The following is a 16,640-nucleotide window of genomic DNA, read 5'->3' on the forward strand; positions in this document are numbered from 1 at the left end:
GCAGGAGAAGCGAAAATAACGCCTTGTCGGGCGATTAAATTGGCTTAATGAGGAAAATGGATGGCATTATGATTCACAATGAGAGGAACAAATCCCGTTATTTTCAACGAGGTTTGTCAGCGGTCTGTTATTCGAACTGAATTTTTATTTAACCCAAGTGAGGCGTGTTTCCCGGGTTGGCGATAACAGGGCCAGTTCCCGTATCTTAAAGGCGTCCTGATAAGGATTGACCTGACGGATTTATTCACTTTGTATGATGTTCTTGACGGACATCTTTTTTCACTTCCCGGGGCTTGTCCCCGTCAAGGGCGGGTTTCCGGTAACAGGAGCTGTTAATGCCTGCTTTTCATTCACCTTCTGATCCGACAATCCTGCCGGCTTCAGAGACATTGACCCCGAAACAACGCTCACTTATCCGCGATTTGATCCGTGATGAGCGTGACTACCGAGATCGTGAAGCACTCCTTAAACTTTTGGGCATGATAACGCTGTTCAAAATTGCGGGGATCCTGACGTTAGGTGTGCTGTTGCTGGTTTTCCAGTTGTTATGGGGATAAAGGAGACGAACGATGTTAATGATCTTTGTGACAGTACTTTGGAGCGTTATTCGTTGGATTTCGCTGTCATTTTACCATGTTATGTCCCGGCTATTACGTCGAAGACAGGTGAGACTACCGGCAGCTCATACGCGAAGACACACGGTGTATGCGGGTAAATGGCAACTTTCTGATGACGCGAAGTCGTGCGGGAGACCGGTTGTGGTCAGAGATAGACACCGCTACAAACCGGGTGTGGAGTTGCTGTATTTCGGTGAGGAGAGTTCGGAGCCGTTTTATGGCGAGCGGTACCTTATCGACGAAACGGAAGCGGTGGATTCGGCGCAACAGATGCTCACGCGTCTGTTGAGACAGCGTAGTTTGTCGAAGGTTTATGATGAGGCTGCATAATGTCAATGAGACGTTGACTGCCGTTACCCGGTCGGTGATGCCGGCTGTGGCGATTGAAGAGCCAGTCTGGCTGCGAATGGTAAGTTATCCGTCTGCGCCGGAATATGAAACCGAACGGTTTCATCAACTGATTTACCAGGCATTCAAAGCCTGGTCGGCAGCAAAGCCGGGAACGTGTGAGGTGACGTTTGGTTTTTTCTGTTTGCCGCATGACGGCGACATGAAGGCCCCCTTATGGCAAGCGCTGCGGCTTAAACATGAATCTGATCGGTTGCTGATTGCGTTGGACGCCTAATTGATTGATTACCCTGACGGGGAAACCCGTGAGGGTTAACGCCGTCAGTCATTTTTTTACAACAGGAGTTAACCCTATGAGTACAATGACGACGAAAGAACACATTCGGGAACCGTCCCAGTCCCTGTCAGTGCAGGCGCTGGCTGAACCGGAAATATTCAGAAAAACCCGTAGCCGGTTTAATCAGTGGCTGCAGGCGCAATTCGACAATCACTATCACACGCTGAGAAATCACGGTTATCGCTGTTTTCTTGCTCGTCATCATCCGACCGAGCTTGAGCGTTACGATGAGGCTTGTGAAGCCTTACGGCGTGAGGAATTTCACCGGTTCAGTGAGTTGCAGACGCTGGGGCTGTTCCTGTATCAACAGGTTCAGCTAAAGGAGAAAAAACTCAGGCAGCGTCGTCGCTGGCTGTTGACCGGGATAGCATTGACGTCGCTGGTGACAGGCGTGTGTTTGATGCTTCACGCTTACGAGGTTGACTTGTCAGCAGTTTATCACTGGCTGACCGCGTTACCGGCCAAAATAGCGCATTATTTCATGCGCTAATTATTTATCCCCTGGGGAGAGACGACTCCCTGTGGACGGGTCTCTTCCTTAATTTTAGACAGGAAAAATGATGACCCTTTCTTACCTACCGGATGATATCTGCCGGTTAATCACCCGACGTCTTACAGACAGCCTGGAAAGTGGATGGGCGCCCTGGCAAGCGGCCAGTGAGTACGGTTTGCCGCAGCATGCGCTGACCGGACAACCGTTTAGCGGTATCAATGTGCTGTTGCTCTGGCAAACTATGTTGCAGCGGCAGTTGATATCTAACCGCTGGTTAACCGGTGATGAGTTAAGAGCGTTAGGCGGATGGGTGGTCAACGGTGAAAAACCGACAACCATCGTCCGTTACCGGCCTTCAATGTCGCTGATACGTGTCATTAATTTGGAACAATGTGAAGGACTGCCGACAGAACTTCAACCCGGTTTTCCTTTACCTCCGCGTCCGGCTCCCGGTTTTACCGCTGTTCAGCAACTGGTGACGGCCAGTGGGATCCCGGTGGTTCATTGGTCGGGCATCGTGCCCGTTTACCGACCATTTCATGACCGTATTGAGCTGCCTGTCCGGCGGGACTACGTTGAAGATTCACAATACTGGCATGACTTGTTGCATCAACTGGTTTATGCCACTGGCCATCCGTCCCGGTTAAACCGCTTTGGCCTGACAACCCAAAGTGAGTTAGATGAAGCTCGGGAACAATGGGTGACAGCATTGGGCGCGGCGTTTGTGGCGGTATTAACCGGTGTCCGGGGTAACCCGGTCTATCCTGATAATACAGTACCCTGGGAACACGCTTTGGGTTCAGATCCGTGGTGGTTATTTCAGGTGGCTAATGATGCCCGCCGTGCCGTGGATTATTTGCAAGACCGCAGACAGCAGTTACCGACCCAGGTGGAATTGTGGCAGCAGATGGCTGCCGTGTTGCTCAGTGAGCACTATGGCCTGCCGCTGAATGACACCATGCTGGAATATGATGAGGTGGTTCAGCGCCATATTGATCAGGGTATCACGCCGCTGATGGCTGTCAGTGCTTTAGCCCGAATATGTTTCATGAGAGCCAGGGAGATTACGTCAATACCTATATAAAGTTTACCAAAGAGTTACTTTTGCCCATCATGACTCATCTTTTGGACAGTTTGTCTGAGGATCCGGCAAACCGGGCCAGATGCAGAAATAGTGAGCGTATCCTGACGTTATGGATACGGGGAATGGATGCGATATCTTATGCTTATCAGGATCCGATGCTGATGCCCTATACCCATCCGGAAAGCAGTGGTCGTGTGGATACCCTTATCCGGCCGGATACCGCTGTGCTACTGAATCTGACGGCAGAGCAGTTTTTGCGTCTGACGGCGCAGGATAATCTGCCGGAGGAGGAGCAAATCACGCTGGAACAGTTCAGTAAAACGCAACAGTACTGGACACGTTTTATGGACTACTTGGATAAGCAGTTGACAGAAACGTGTCTGTATTGTTTTGAACGTTTGGGTCAATTTCTTCGTTACTTACAGGTTGAACCCCGTTTAATCCGGCGTTTTTCCTCCGCTATCGGTTACATCGATGTATTAATGGGGCCACAGGATTTGCACAATATTGATGCAGAGGAATTTGAGTCAGGGTATCTCGAAGACTATATCGATGCGGTCTCCGATGGATTTATGACGCCCGTCCAGTTTCGGGTTGATGTGGTATACAAAAATGATCGTGTGATAGAGAGTTTTCGATCAGATGTAGACATTGAAGATGTTAACAACCCAACAGTCAGAGATTATCGGGATGTGGTGGATGAGGCAATCACCTGGGTAGATGAGCAGTTTGTGCTGAAAACCCACCCGGAGAGTACCATTACCCCCATACGAAAGTTAGCAGCTTGATTGAAAGTTAATCTTGGCTGCGGGTACGCCGGTGGTTATTTTTCACCCTGACGGGCGTTATTTCCCGTCAGGGGATAACGCCCGTTTTTATTTCGGAGCGTTACTGATGAAAAAGATTAAGACCAAAACAGCCTCAAAAATTATCCGCAAGAACAAAGTCGCTCGTCGTCATGGCAGGCGTTTCCGGCCTGATTTGTACCGGGTGATGACGGGCAGGATTATCGCGGCGTTTGGAAAAAGAAGGCGCCCTGATGTACAGGCCACAAAATTGTGGAGACCGGCTGTCCGGCTATAAATAATTCGGATAGGGCTATCCGAAAGCGGGATAGCTTTTTTCACATCGCTGAACTTATCACTTGCCTGTGGGGGCATTACCTCCACAGGGTATGCCCTCTTTCAGGTAAAAAAAGAGGATTTTTTACTATGCCGAAGGGGTACGCTAATCGTTTGCATATCACGGGTCAATCTGACCAACTGGAGGCTCTGCAACAATGGGGATTGGGAGACAGAATTCCCTATTACGGGCAGGCTATCCATCAAAGTATTAAGCTGTTTGCCGCAGGCTGTGCCGGTCTCCTGCAACCCACTGAAACGACAGATTACCCACTTTATCCGGCGCTGGTAGCGAAAGGAACAGGGGTAGACTCACCGGAAAACCGGGCGTTTGAGCACTGGCTGGCCTTGTTAAAAGAGAATGTCGCGCTTGATGAAGTCACCAGCCAACAGATTGACAGGCTATACCAACAAAGTGGTCTGGCCGCGCGAAAATGGGAGACGTTGCTCCCGGCAGCGCAGGAAACCATCACAGCTTTGTTTAACCAAAAGTCCTGCGACTGGTTCGGTCTGGTTGACTGGAACGGAGAGCGTGACACGGAAATGCTGTGGTCTCATCTTGATGACCGGCTGACAGAGACAGTTCCTTGTGACTTGTTTCTGCTGATACCGACCCGTCTTGCGAGTGAAATCAATGGATTTTGCGGTGGATTGTTAAGGGATCACGAAACGACTCGTGAGTTGTATATCCGATTGTACGGTATGGCACAGCCGCGAGGTTATGAAATAGCCTGGAAGCACAATGATGATGGCAGTCTGACCGGACATTTTGACAAAACACCCAGGGAACCGTGGTATGAAAAAGTCATAACACCTTTATCCAGGCAATATCACTGCCATATCACCCATTATTTTAAAGGTGGCCGTAGTTTTTGTGGTTACGACAGATACCGGAATGGGCAGAGGGAAGAGGGTAGCATTGATACACTGGAATTTGGCGAGGAAGATGAGGACGGTATCCGTAAAGTGGTTGGGCCGGACTACATTCTCGGCAATATTTCACATGACGGATGTTAGTGAGCTGACAATGTTATCCCGTAGGGAAATTCCTGTGGTGAATTGACATAAAAAAACAGGTTCAGGTTTGCCTGAGCGTCTGATAACGCTACTGCCGGCGGATATAACGCCGGCGATTTACCCATTGGGGGAATATTTCCTCTGAGGGGGCGTGTTCCCCCTTTTCTCAGGAACACGTTTTGTCTGTATTGATTAATCACAAAAAAGCGTTTATGGCTTTATTGAATGAGACAGCTTGTTATCATCATCGCTACCGGGTATTTGGTGATTTTGTGCAGTGTGCGGCAATCAGTTTGCATAATGCTGTTTGCCCGGACAGTGAGCTGGAGCAACAGTATTTGCAAATCATAAAACATTATGAACCGGAAGATGTGACCCGGCTGTCTCAACTGCTTGTGCATGTCATGAGGGGATTGGAACACGAACCCCACGATTTTCTTGGCGGCATTTTCATGGAGATGAATCTGGGTAGCAAGCACCTGAAGCAATTCTTCACACCTTGGCATATTAGCCGGGTGATGGCAAACATGCAGTTGAGTGACATGCGACAATTTTTAGAGAAACACCCCTTTTTCACCTTGTACGAGCCTGCCTGTGGCGCGGGTTGTATGGTTATTGCGGTGGCGGAAGAATTGAAAACCTCAGGCTATATCCCTGCCCGGCATATGTGGGTATCCTGCGTTGATATGGACGTCGTAGCCGCTTCCATGGCGTATATCCAGCTTTCTCTGTTGGGGATACCCGGGGAGGTGGTGGTAGGTAATGCGCTGACAAATGAACGTCATCGGGTCATGTATACCCCGGTACACTGGCTGGAAAACTGGCCTTGTCGTCTCAGGAAAAATCGTAAGCAGCATGAAGTTCAAACAGTTTGAGACACTGGATTAAGCAAATTCCGGCTCTTGGGCCGGAGTTTTATCCAACAGGACGGAGATGAGAAATAAATCGATTGAGGCTGTTTTGTTCATCTCTGACACGTTTTGGTCTGAATCGATAGTGCTTCCCAGATGCACTGGACACATTCTATTTCCCTTAATCCTTTCTTGCATGAGCCGCCATGTGCCTTTTGTACTTATCATGACTGATTCAACGAAATAACCGGATACACGCTTCGTTTACCCGTGACGGAATTGGGAACGTTTGAATCATTGCGTGCGGTTTTCATCGATTAATTTTTATTCCCGGAAAAGAGTTTTGCCTTGTCCCTGTCAGGGGATGTATTAGGGTTTTGGGAAAAAAGAGGAGATTAATCGTGTTGAAAAAAATTAACATCCTGCTGGCGGGAACATCCGCAGGAAAAAAGTTACTTCCACAACCCACCGCCATCCCAGAAACGGTCAAAGCAGGCTACTTTTTGCCGTCTGAGCCCAGACTGTTGCTGGATACTGCCCGGCGACGGCAGAGTTTACAGTGTCTGTGGGACAATAGCGCATTACCCCAAACACACTATCAGGCGCTGTGGCTGGCTCCGTTACATGAGTGTGTTGCATTGATGCAACAACTTCCGGCGGCACCGCAGGGGCCTTATGCCCACCCAGGCGGCTTGATAGATGTGACTTTGCAATGTACTGCATTTGCGGTACGTCTGGCGAAAGGGCAGATGTTACCGCCGGGTGTGGCCCCTGAAACGCAGGCAGAACAAAGTGTGATATGGAACACGGTGGTGTTTTACGCTGCGTTATTTCATTTTTTACCTGTTTTAGCCCAATTTGACGGTGAACTGGACGAAGGGCAACCCTGGTATCTTGGGTTGGCTGTACCGCAGGTGCCGTATCGTTTCCGGTTCAAAACTCCTCCAGTGGAGACGAGGGTTGCCTGTCATTTCGGGGTGTTACTCGCCGGACGATTGCTGCCGGCTAAGGCGTTGACCTGGCTGGCGTCAGTACCTCATGCCTTGCCTGCGCTGTTCTGTATTTTATCCGGTGACATGAAGGAAGATGACGCAATAAATCAGATAATTACAGCAGCTTTGAATAAAGCGGGCGCGCCGACAATATCAGAAATATTCTCTGTCGCGGCGGCATCACCGCAAATGATTGTTTCAGGAAACCTCGATGTTTCTGCTACGCCTTTATCAACAACAATGGACAGTGTTCTGCCTTCTCAGAGACGGCAGGAAGATAACCCGATGACTGAAATTGTTTCATCAGCCGTGAGGCCGGTTGATGAGATCTCTTCTGCCGTCATGACAGTCGCGCCGGAGAAGGGGGGACCGTCGGATGGGAGCACGCAACAGCTATTGTCATTAATGGGGATAAATGTCGCGGGCACAGTGACAGAACAGGTTGTGGCCAGTGAAGCAGAAATCATACCGCCATACACGCCGGTGCCTTCACAACACGCAGTTCAGACAACATTGCAGCATGAAAATGTTATTGAGACATCCTGTATTGGCGAGCAATTCTGGGACTGGCTGTCCGCTGGGTTAAGGCATGGAGTGATGACCATTAATACGCCGCAAGCCCGGATACATCTGGTCAGTGGTTTTGTGTTTGTAAGTGCGCCGGCCATTTTCTTCCAGTTTCTCGGTGAGAAGAAGCAGGCGGATGGCAAAGAGGTTAGCCAAAAATGGAAACGGGTACAAACCGCATTTGAGCGACTGGGACGACATCGAGTCAGTGGTGGAAAGTGTTTTTGTTGCTGTCATCTTTATGATTCGGCTGATCGGACTGGCTCCTATCAACGTATTCATGGCTACTTAATCAAAAACACGTTGCTTTATCGTGACCGTTCTGTACCGGAAGATAGCCCTTTTCTCATGATTTCATGAGAAAGCATCTTTAATAACAATATGTTATTTTTTGCGCCCCGCAATAGGTTTTTAAATTGATGAAGTGAGGAAGTAGAGATGGACAGTATGACCTGGGATAACCTGCTGGATGAGTATTTCTTTGCCAAAATGTTGCGGCCGGATACGGAGTCAAGTTATCGCAAGGTGGTGAATACCTTCCAGGTGTTTGCAGGTGTGGACAATCGGCCTGCTCAAGTGACCCGACAACAGGTGCTGGCGTGGCGCAGATATGTGTTGCATCAGTCCGGACGGAAAGGTGTGACCTGGAACAGTAAGATTGCGCATATGCGGGCGTTGTTTAATTTTGCGATAAAAGAAAAAATACTGCCTCAAACGGAAAACCCATTTAATGGTGTCGTGGTTAATGCAAACAAGAAGAAAAAGAAAACATTAACCAAAAAACAGCTGACAGCCCTGTATCTCACGATGGGGCAATTTGAAGAGCGGGAGCGACAGGCAGGGGATAACCATCGTGCCCGCTGTGCATTATATCCGACCTGGTATTGGCTGACGGTACTGGATACGTTGCGTTATACCGGGATGCGGCAAAATCAGCTATTACATATTCGGCTTGGAGATGTTGATCTGAAAGAACGCCGGATTATTCTTTGTTCCGAGGGGAGTAAGAACCATTATGAACACCTGGTGCCGGTGGTGAAATGGTTGTATCCGCGACTGGAAATTTTGCTGGAACGTGCCCTGGCGGCTGGGGCAAAACTGAGTGATCCTCTGTTCTGTGTGAACTATTTTACCGCCAAAACAGACAGAGGAAGTGAAACAGACCAGTTACAGACGATAAAATCATTCTTTCGGCGCTTATCAAAAGAGTGTGGATTTGATGTGGGTCCACACCGTTTCCGGCATACCCTGGCAACTGAACTGATGAAAGCGCCTGATCGTAATTTGCAAATGGTACGTGGATTACTGGGGCATCGCAGTATTGCCACGACGATGGAATATATTGATATCAATCTGGATATTGCCGGGCGTGCGCTGGAGCGTGAGTTAATGCTGTATATCGATGTTGAACCAGAGAGAGGAGAAATGTTAATTGGATAAAGCAGAATATGCCTGCTATTGATTGAACTTGTCTTAATCTATTACAAATTCCCTGTTGCAAGATAGGGAATTTTTTTGAACTGATACCATCACCCATAATTAACTTTCTTCTGATCAATGAGGAAAGTTGAGTAACCAACATACAACATCGTGTTAATTAATTCATTGATTTTAGTTTGGATGGCTTGACAGTTGCAATAGAACTTGTAAATATTGCGCTCGAGCGAAAAAAGGACACCTGATCTCTCAGATATCCTGAATCTAGAACCTTTATACTTTATATCGAAGCGACGCAAGATTAAGTCAACTGTAACGATGCACTTAGGTCCCAGTATCGAACGCCCGTTAAGTTTTTATCTCCCAACAAGCGCACTTTGAATTGGTGCCCGGAGGCGGAATCGAACCACCGACACGAGGATTTTCAATCCTCTGCTCTACCGACTGAGCTATCCGGGCAACGGGGCGCATTAAACCGTATTCGGTAGAGCTCGTCAATAGATTTCTTTGGGAATAGTGATTTATGCTTTGAAATTATTCGATTAGCCAGAAATATAGGCAAAATAATAACGGAGAGTAGAAAAATTGCTCCCCGTTATTTTCTTAATACTTTAATGTCTTAATGATGATAGCCTTTCTGGGCAGTATTGACTTTCATCAGGTAACGACGTGATTCTGCCGATGGATGTTTGGTCGTTAGGGTTTCATAAACATCACCCGGCGCCATTTTATTTATAATTTGAGCCGCTTTTTTCTTATCGCTGGAAAATACCCGTAATACACTACCTGCACCACCGTTGTAAGCCGTTATTACCGCGTAACGACGAGATGTTGCATTAGTGATGTCACCCAGATAACTGTTTTGTAATATCGATAAATATGCTGTGCCGGCATCGATATTATTTTCTGGATCAAATAGATAACTACGGCTTGGTTGCCCTGATTTACCTTTCATCTTAAAGACATCACGGCCAGCAGTATGTTGTACAACTTGCATCAGCCCAAGTGCATCAGAACGGCTGACTGCATAGGGATTGAAGCTGGATTCTATTTGCATAATTGCCAAAATTAGGGATTCATCTATGCCATATTTAATGGAAGCTTGACGAATCAGTGGCAGATATTTATGAGCACGTTTGTCCAAATGGTTTGGCACCAGTTGTATAGTGACAGACCAAATGACATGTAAACCAGATTGGCGTTTTTGTAATTTGTTGGCAATCAGATAATCTGCAAAGTGTGTTGCTCGCCATTCCCAACGAATCGGTTGGCCGTTGTTGTCCATAACTTGTCCGTAGAGAAAGGGTTCTTTACTGATCTGAATATCGTTAGTATCAGAGTAGAGATCAACGGAACCTGGATCATCACCCATTAATAAGGTCGTGATAATGGCCTTGCGTAGATAGGTCGTAGGGTCAATTGGGGAAATTGTTTCAATCGTGATCGTTCCAGCTTCAAAATTGATATGGCTGCGAGTCTGGTATTGATCGGTATACTTTACGTAATCTTTTGGGCCTGCAATTAATACTTCATGCAACCCCCAAATGTTCTCAATGTTATGAGCAAACTGGCCCATCAAAATATCAAAACCATTGGTATCTTTTATATATTCTTCACGGTATTCACGATTTTTGTTGCTGGTACAGGAAACAAGAATTGGGGCAATAACAAACAGTGCTAACAGTTTTTTCATCTTACATTGCCATCTGGTATTGAATACAACATCAGAGCCGCTGGCTCTGATGAAAGCTAAATATTATTTTTCTGGTGGGGTATATCCATCAATTTGAATATCATGACCTTCGAACAGGAATTTAGCCATTTCCTGTTCAAGCAATTTACGATCTTCCGGATTCATGGTGCTGAGTTTTTTCTCATTGATTAGCATGGTTTGTTTACTCATCCATTGTCCCCATGCTTCTTTGGAAATTTCATTGAAGATTCGTTTGCCCAATTCGCCCGGATAAAGCTGAAAATCCAGTCCTTCGGCTTCTCGTTGTAAGAAAGTACAAAAAACAGTTCTGCTCATAATAAATCCTCAAAATAGTGGGTATGGGATTAGCTCAGTTGCTGTAATAGATATTCAACTGGCGCTGCCAGCCCAACAGTCGCGGGTTGTTGTAAGTTATACCAAAGTCCTTTATTTTCATCCATGCAGGTAGTAAAGGATAAAATATTTATTTTTATCGGCACAATATCTAGATGAAAATGGCTAAATGTGTGGCGGAATGCGGTGAGTTGTTCATGTTTACTGTGAGAAATACCTGATTGTTCTAGCCAGCCATTTAGTAAATCCATGTTCTCAAACTGAGGAAACGCAAACAAACCACCCCAGATCCCCGTTGGTGGGCGTTGTTCCAGCCAGACAGCATCATTATTCTGCATCAGCAGGAAATAAGCTGTTTTCTCAGGAATACTCTGTTTAGGTTTTTTACCTGGATATTTGGTCCAGCTATGGTTAGCGTAAGCGATACATCCTTGATTTAATGGGCAAATTTCACATTTCGGCTTGCTGCGAGTGCAAACCATTGCGCCTAAGTCCATCATCGCCTGATTAAAATATTCCACCTCTTGCGCCGGCGTTACATTGGTGCTGATTTGCCAAAGGTTGCTTTCAACCTCTTTTTTACCTGGCCAACCTTCCACGGCATAACAGCGGGCTAATACCCGTTTAACGTTGCCATCAAGAATTGGGAAATGTTTACCTTGAGAAAGTGAAAGGATTGCCCCCGCTGTTGAACGACCAACGCCAGGTAGGGCGACAACATCTTCAAAAGTTGTCGGGAATTGACCTTGGTGCAACTCCACAACCTGTTGTGCCGCTTTATGTAAATTACGAGCGCGAGCGTAGTAACCAAGGCCGGTCCACAAATGTAGGACTTCATCAAGGGGGGCTGCGGCAAGTGAAGTCACATCGGGAAAACGTGAAATAAAGCGCTGAAAATAGGGAATGACCGTCGCGACCTGAGTTTGTTGCAACATCACTTCTGAAAGCCAGACGTGATAAGAGGTCTTTTCCAATTGCCAGGGCAGGGTTTTACGACCGTAACGATGGTACCAATCCAGTACCACTGTGGAGAATTGCTTTGCTTCCATCATTGGGATAATTATCTTTAGGGAAAATCAGTGTTTCGTGAATAGGATTGCAACATAGTGTAACCTCGCTGTAAACCGGAACTTTGTTTTCGCAGCGCTACGCAATTTCGTATTAAATTCCGTATTAAAATTGTACTTGTCATGATCGGACTTGCTAAAATCGCCCATCTTTGGATAATGCGCTCTCTTTTATACCCAATGGATTTCAAGATGCATCGCGACGGCAAGGGAGCGAATCCCCGGGAGCATAGGTAACTATGTGACCGGGGTGAGTGAGTGCAGCCAACAAAGAGGCAACTTGAAAGATGACGGGGATAGGTGGTTTGCTGGTAAAGCAGCCATAAGCGGCTGAATAAATGCCTTTAAAACTGACAGAAATACCATGATAAATAACGTAATTTCGCCGGAATTTGATGAAAATGGCAGGGCGTTGCGCCGTGTTAGGAGTTTTGTTCGTCGTCAGGGCCGGTTAACTAATCGTCAGCAACAAGCACTTGATAATCTCTGGCCAAAAATAGGTGTTGAGTATCAGGCAGAAAAGCTGGAGCTGGCAGCGCTTTTTGGGCGAGAAGCCCCTGTGGTGTTGGAAATTGGCTTTGGCATGGGGGCATCCCTTGTCACAATGGCAAGTCAGAATCCAGAAAAAGATTTTCTTGGGATTGAAGTTCATGCGCCTGGCGTCGGCGCTTGTCTGGCTTCCGCAGAAGATGAAAATATCGGTAACTTGCGGGTGATGTGCCATGACGCGATTGAAGTGCTGAAAAACATGATCCCGGATAATAGTTTGGAAATGGTACAGCTTTTCTTTCCGGATCCGTGGCATAAAGCACGTCATAATAAACGCAGGATTGTACAGCCGCCATTTGCTGAGCTGATAAGAAGCAAGTTGAAAGTGGGTGGCGTATTCCATATGGCGACTGACTGGCAGCCATATGCTGAGCATATGTTGGAAGTGATGAATGGCGTAGATAATTACCTTAATTTGTCTGAAAATGGTGATTATGTAGCGCGTCCATCTTCACGCCCGATAACGAAATTTGAATTGCGCGGTCAGCGGTTGGGGCATGGCGTGTGGGACATAATGTTTAAGAGGATTAAGTAATGGCTAAAAACCGCAGTCGTCGTTTGCGTAAGAAGATGCATATTGATGAATTTAAGGAATTAGGTTTTTCTGTTAAGTGGAGTTTCCCATCTAATACACCTGTAGATGTTATCGATAGCACTGTTGATGCATTTATTGATGAGCTGATTGAATCTAATGGTTTAGCATTGGATGCCAGCGGTTATCTGCATTGGGAAGGTTTAATCTGCTTGCAAAAAATTGGTATGTGTACAGAAGAGCATCGCCAATTGGTTGAAAAGTGGTTGAAGGATCGCGGTATGGAAGATGTCATGACTTCCGAATTGTTCGATGTTTGGTGGGATTGATAATCTATCGGCTATAAAATAGCATGAATCACAACAGGGGTCTCTGGTGATTAATGAGTGCCCCTGTCTGGAGTAAAATCAGTGAGTACAACGTTCTCTAATACGTTATTGTCGGATATTTTGCGACAAGTTCGTCCCCTGATTGGCCAAGGGAAAGTGGCAAATTATATTCCTGCATTGGCGGAAGTTCCTGCTGATAACCTGGCAATAGCCATCTGTACCATCGATGGGCAGATATTCCGTGCCGGAGATGCTGAGAAGCGTTTTTCGATTCAATCTATTTCTAAGGTATTAAGCCTGACTCTAGCCATGACGCGTTATCAGGAACAAGAGATCTGGCAACGTGTCGGGCAGGAACCCTCAGGTCAGCCATTTAACTCGTTAGTTCAGTTGGAACTGGAAAAAGGCAAACCCCGTAACCCTTTTATTAACGCGGGCGCATTAATTGTCTGTGACATGTTGCAGTCGCGATTGAGTGCGCCTAAACAGCGTATGCTGGAAGTGGTGCGCAAACTTGCTGGTTGCCCTGATATTTGTTACGACAGCAAAGTTTCCCGTTCTGAAATGGAACATTCTCACCGCAATGCGGCGATTGCCTATCTGATGAAATCCTTCGGTAATTTCGATAATGATGTACTCGCGGTACTGCAAACTTATTTTCATTATTGCGCTTTGAAAATGAACTGTATTGAGCTTGCTAAATGTTTTATTTATTTGGCGAATCAGGGGAGTACGATAGGTGCTGAGCAGCAAATCCTTAGTCCTCGTCAGGCCCGGCAGATTAATGCACTGATGATGACCTGTGGTATGTATGATGGTTCCGGCGAGTTTGCATTCAGGATTGGCATGCCAGGAAAATCGGGCGTTGGTGGTGGGATCGTATGTGTCGTGCCGGGAGAGTTTACTGTTGCTGTTTGGTCGCCGGAATTGGATCGATCGGGGAACTCTTTAGCGGGTTGTGCTGCCCTAGAATTGTTAGCCGATCGTGTTGGGCGCTCCGTTTTTTAACCCTCAATCCATTTTTTAATTCTCAGGTGATTTTCTTAGGAGAAAACATGTTACGCAAAATTATCACTGTTGCCTCTTTGCTATTTGTTGCTCAGGCTCAGGCAGGTTATGAATGCCAGGTAAATCCACAGAATGACATTATTATTACTTCTCAATCAGTTCAGGTTGTGGGGGCAAGTGGCAATCTCCAGATTTCACCGGATGGTTCAGTAATTCGCGATGGTAAGAGCTTAAGTTTAAATACTGAACAGCGTCAGAAAGCCCAACATTATCAGCAGGCTTTACGACAGGATTTGCCTTGGATTAAACAAGAAACCGGAAAACACCTGATAACAGCCCGTAAGTCCTTGGATAAAGTAGTAGTAGATACTATCGGCAAGGATAGCAATGTGCGTAATCGGTTGTCTGATCTTGAATCAGGGCTTAATCAGCAAGTAAACCGAATTATTGAAACTCGCGCTGATGGTATGGCATTCCACCATCAAGCGATTAAGCAGGTTGAAAAAGATAGCCGTAGCTTAATCGAGCAAAGTCTTGGCGGGGTGTTGCAGGACAGTATTAATGAGATTGGCAATAAACAATTTAGCTTGAATGGTGATAATAATCAGGCATTACAATCGTTGCTTGGTAGCTTGGGTGGATTGCAGAATAATTTGAAAGCTGAATGGCGGACTCAGGAAGAAGATTTCCAGCGTTTTGGCAAAGAGGTTTGCAGTAAGGTCAGTGGCCTTGAGCAACAAAGAATTGAGTTACTGAATTCTATTAAATAACTGCTAATAATCACAAATAAGAATCAATTTGAAATTGATTCTTATTTAGATTGACATATTTTTTTCGCTACCTAGAATGCGAATGTTTACTAAATATCCTTTCTTGGAGTGCGATATATGAAAAAGATAATCCCTGTCGTTCTGGTATCGTTATTTGCTGTTGCAAGCCATTCCGCATTTAGTCAGAAATCTTCTGTAGTTGAACCAAATATAGTTACACCCAATGTAGTTACAGCTCAGACTAATGATAAGATCACAGTTAAGCACCTTTCCGGTGAAACTGAGGTCAAAAAAAATCCTCAGAAAGTCGTTTCATTTGATTTCGGTATTTATGATTCATTAGTTAAATTAGGTTTATCAGATAGGGTTGTTGCATTACCTACTGGTAATACGCCTGAATATCTCCGTAATAGCTTACCTAAAGGGGTAGAAAATGCGGGGGGTATGAAAGAGCCAAATCTGGAAAAATTGGCGCAAATTAAACCTGATTTGATCATTATTAGCGGTCGTCAAACTTCTTCCTATGAAGAGCTGTCAAAAATAGCACCGACAATTAATCTGGGAACTGATAGCAAAAATTATCTGGCTTCAGTTGAAAGCAACATAACGTTATTAGGTGAATTGTTTAATAAACAGAGTGAAGTGAAAGATCAGCTTGTTGAGCTGGAAAAAACCATTGCTAAAGCTCAGGATAAAGCTAAGTCTTCTGGCGCAAAAGTTTTAGTATTGCTGCATAACGCAGGTAAATTAGTGCTAAACAACCAGAGCGTAGTGTATGACGTGGTTAAGGCACAGAAAGCAGAATTATCTATTCCTGCTGGTGAAGATAAAAACAAATTCGTTGTAGTGACTTCTGATATGATTGCTAAAGCCAATCCTGATGTGATTCTCATTATTGACCGTAGTGAAGCCATTGGTGCAGGTAAGCTGGACAAAGCAAAATTTGAAGATGATAAAATAAAATCTACCTCGGCGTATAAGAGTGGCAAGATCACTTACCTGAAATCTGATCTGTGGTATTTATCGGGTGGTGGTTTGGAAAGCTTAACTGCACAAGTTAATGCTGTAGCTGATGCCCTTTAATCAGGTCATGCGCCATTTTGAATTTGAATAGTGATTGAAGTTCCACAATGGATTGTTTTAGATTTGGTCTGACAGTTATCGGTTATTTTATGCTGATGGCTGTCAGGTTTTTGGTTTAAATCTTGCCCGATTGGGGCATTATTCTACCTGATTACCATCGAATCTCAGCTAGCTTGAGTAAATACTCAGGTATAGGTGCTGCCCGGATACATGAATAAATAAGCTGTTCGAATGTTTTTTTAAGGTTAAAGCGCCAATTGAACCTGAAACAGAATTCGGCAAGATAACGAGGTAAATACTTTTTGCTAATCGAATGATATGTTCCGCGTATCGAATTTTTTACATTACTTATCATTGTGTTAACCCACTGAAAATAAGGAAGCTTAACACT

21 protein-coding genes and 1 tRNA gene are annotated in these 16,640 nt (G+C 45.7%); 16 read left to right on the forward strand and 6 right to left on the reverse strand.

Translation table 11 applies throughout. The features are described from left to right. Positions 1 to 335 precede the first annotated feature (335 nt). The 8 genes from EAE92_RS22915 (at position 336) to EAE92_RS22950 (ending at position 5,017) form a co-directional block, all read left to right on the forward strand. Positions 336 to 557: a hypothetical protein gene (locus EAE92_RS22915; protein WP_036814765.1), complete on the forward strand. Its 222-nt coding sequence runs from the start codon at positions 336 to 338 to the stop codon at positions 555 to 557. A gap of 201 nt (positions 558 to 758) precedes the next feature. Continuing rightward, positions 759 to 947: a hypothetical protein gene (locus tag EAE92_RS24830; protein ID WP_229001634.1), complete on the forward strand. Its 189-nt coding sequence runs from the start codon at positions 759 to 761 to the stop codon at positions 945 to 947. Beyond that, a complete protein-coding gene (locus EAE92_RS22925) occupies positions 931 to 1,242 on the forward strand; it encodes a hypothetical protein (RefSeq protein ID WP_246545364.1) in 312 nt (103 codons plus the stop codon). Before EAE92_RS24830 ends, EAE92_RS22925 begins: the two co-directional genes overlap by 17 nt. 76 nt (positions 1,243 to 1,318) lie before the next feature. Continuing rightward, the gene (locus tag EAE92_RS22930; RefSeq protein WP_036814762.1) at positions 1,319 to 1,792 is read left to right on the forward strand and encodes a hypothetical protein; all 474 of its coding nucleotides are present in this window, start codon (positions 1,319 to 1,321) and stop codon (positions 1,790 to 1,792) included. 70 nt (positions 1,793 to 1,862) lie between these two features. After that, positions 1,863 to 2,879, forward strand: coding sequence for a TA system toxin CbtA family protein (locus EAE92_RS22935; RefSeq protein ID WP_246545365.1), 1,017 nt, complete (start codon positions 1,863 to 1,865; stop codon positions 2,877 to 2,879). 29 nt (positions 2,880 to 2,908) lie between these two features. Further along, complete coding sequence (locus tag EAE92_RS22940; RefSeq protein ID WP_246545366.1) at positions 2,909 to 3,667, forward strand: hypothetical protein; 759 nt, start codon at positions 2,909 to 2,911, stop codon at positions 3,665 to 3,667. Positions 3,668 to 3,680: 13 nt separating this feature from the next. After that, positions 3,681 to 3,962 carry a hypothetical protein gene (locus EAE92_RS22945; protein ID WP_246545367.1) on the forward strand — a complete coding sequence of 94 codons (282 nt, stop codon included), beginning with the start codon at positions 3,681 to 3,683 and terminating at the stop codon, positions 3,960 to 3,962. 128 nt (positions 3,963 to 4,090) lie between these two features. Beyond that, the gene (locus tag EAE92_RS22950; RefSeq protein WP_214069715.1) at positions 4,091 to 5,017 is read left to right on the forward strand and encodes a DUF1281 domain-containing protein; all 927 of its coding nucleotides are present in this window, start codon (positions 4,091 to 4,093) and stop codon (positions 5,015 to 5,017) included. Here EAE92_RS22950 and EAE92_RS25085 read toward each other — a convergent pair. Next, entirely contained in the window at positions 5,014 to 5,142 is a 129-nt protein-coding gene (locus tag EAE92_RS25085) for a hypothetical protein (protein WP_281422833.1), read from the reverse strand. The genes EAE92_RS22950 and EAE92_RS25085 overlap by 4 nt on opposite strands. Positions 5,143 to 5,196: 54 nt before the next feature. Here EAE92_RS25085 and EAE92_RS22955 point away from each other — a divergent pair, with 54 nt between their 5' ends. From EAE92_RS22955 to EAE92_RS22965, 3 genes are all read left to right on the forward strand, one after another. Then, positions 5,197 to 5,892 carry an N-6 DNA methylase gene (locus tag EAE92_RS22955; RefSeq protein ID WP_246545368.1) on the forward strand — a complete coding sequence of 232 codons (696 nt, stop codon included), beginning with the start codon at positions 5,197 to 5,199 and terminating at the stop codon, positions 5,890 to 5,892. 377 nt (positions 5,893 to 6,269) lie between these two features. Next, positions 6,270 to 7,787 carry a conjugal transfer nickase/helicase domain-containing protein gene (locus EAE92_RS22960; protein WP_339959423.1) on the forward strand — a complete coding sequence of 506 codons (1,518 nt, stop codon included), beginning with the start codon at positions 6,270 to 6,272 and terminating at the stop codon, positions 7,785 to 7,787. A gap of 78 nt (positions 7,788 to 7,865) precedes the next feature. Next, the gene (locus tag EAE92_RS22965; protein ID WP_214069717.1) at positions 7,866 to 8,867 is read left to right on the forward strand and encodes a tyrosine-type recombinase/integrase; all 1,002 of its coding nucleotides are present in this window, start codon (positions 7,866 to 7,868) and stop codon (positions 8,865 to 8,867) included. A 380-nt stretch (positions 8,868 to 9,247) separates the two neighbouring features. On the opposite strand, the gene EAE92_RS22970 is transcribed toward EAE92_RS22965, so the two are convergent. The 4 genes from EAE92_RS22970 to mutY all read right to left on the reverse strand — a co-directional run bounded on the left by EAE92_RS22970 (position 9,248) and on the right by mutY (position 11,963). After that, positions 9,248 to 9,323 (reverse strand) — tRNA-Phe (locus EAE92_RS22970). Positions 9,324 to 9,483: 160 nt separating this feature from the next. Next, positions 9,484 to 10,557, reverse strand: coding sequence for a membrane-bound lytic murein transglycosylase MltC (mltC, locus tag EAE92_RS22975; RefSeq protein ID WP_040152207.1), 1,074 nt, complete (start codon positions 10,555 to 10,557; stop codon positions 9,484 to 9,486). A gap of 63 nt (positions 10,558 to 10,620) precedes the next feature. After that, positions 10,621 to 10,893, reverse strand: a complete 273-nt coding sequence (locus EAE92_RS22980; protein WP_214069718.1) for an oxidative damage protection protein — start codon at positions 10,891 to 10,893, stop codon at positions 10,621 to 10,623. A gap of 29 nt (positions 10,894 to 10,922) precedes the next feature. Beyond that, complete coding sequence (gene mutY, locus EAE92_RS22985; protein ID WP_214069719.1) at positions 10,923 to 11,963, reverse strand: A/G-specific adenine glycosylase; 1,041 nt, start codon at positions 11,961 to 11,963, stop codon at positions 10,923 to 10,925. 379 nt (positions 11,964 to 12,342) lie between these two features. On the opposite strand from mutY, the gene trmB reads away from it, so the two are divergent. The 5 genes from trmB (at position 12,343) to EAE92_RS23010 (ending at position 16,249) form a co-directional block, all read left to right on the forward strand. After that, positions 12,343 to 13,062 carry a tRNA (guanosine(46)-N7)-methyltransferase TrmB gene (gene trmB / locus EAE92_RS22990; protein WP_214069720.1) on the forward strand — a complete coding sequence of 240 codons (720 nt, stop codon included), beginning with the start codon at positions 12,343 to 12,345 and terminating at the stop codon, positions 13,060 to 13,062. Continuing rightward, entirely contained in the window at positions 13,062 to 13,388 is a 327-nt protein-coding gene (locus EAE92_RS22995) for a YggL family protein (RefSeq protein WP_036776901.1), read from the forward strand. Before trmB ends, EAE92_RS22995 begins: the two co-directional genes overlap by 1 nt. Before the next feature lie 81 nt (positions 13,389 to 13,469). Further along, the gene (gene glsB / locus EAE92_RS23000; protein ID WP_105396119.1) at positions 13,470 to 14,396 is read left to right on the forward strand and encodes a glutaminase B; all 927 of its coding nucleotides are present in this window, start codon (positions 13,470 to 13,472) and stop codon (positions 14,394 to 14,396) included. 47 nt (positions 14,397 to 14,443) lie between these two features. Then, a complete protein-coding gene (locus tag EAE92_RS23005; protein WP_214069721.1) occupies positions 14,444 to 15,166 on the forward strand; it encodes a YggN family protein in 723 nt (240 codons plus the stop codon). A 117-nt stretch (positions 15,167 to 15,283) separates the two neighbouring features. Beyond that, positions 15,284 to 16,249 (forward strand): siderophore ABC transporter substrate-binding protein, encoded by a 966-nt coding sequence (locus tag EAE92_RS23010; RefSeq protein ID WP_214069722.1) that lies wholly within the window; start codon positions 15,284 to 15,286, stop codon positions 16,247 to 16,249. Between the two features lie 151 nt (positions 16,250 to 16,400). Here the strand turns inward: EAE92_RS23010 and EAE92_RS23015 are convergent. Further along, the coding region (locus EAE92_RS23015; RefSeq protein ID WP_214066812.1) for a transposase at positions 16,401 to 16,640 on the reverse strand (240 nt) is incomplete at its 5' end.

The sequence above is a fragment of the Photorhabdus hainanensis genome (assembly GCF_018448965.1).
GTDB lineage: Bacteria > Pseudomonadota > Gammaproteobacteria > Enterobacterales > Enterobacteriaceae > Photorhabdus > Photorhabdus akhurstii.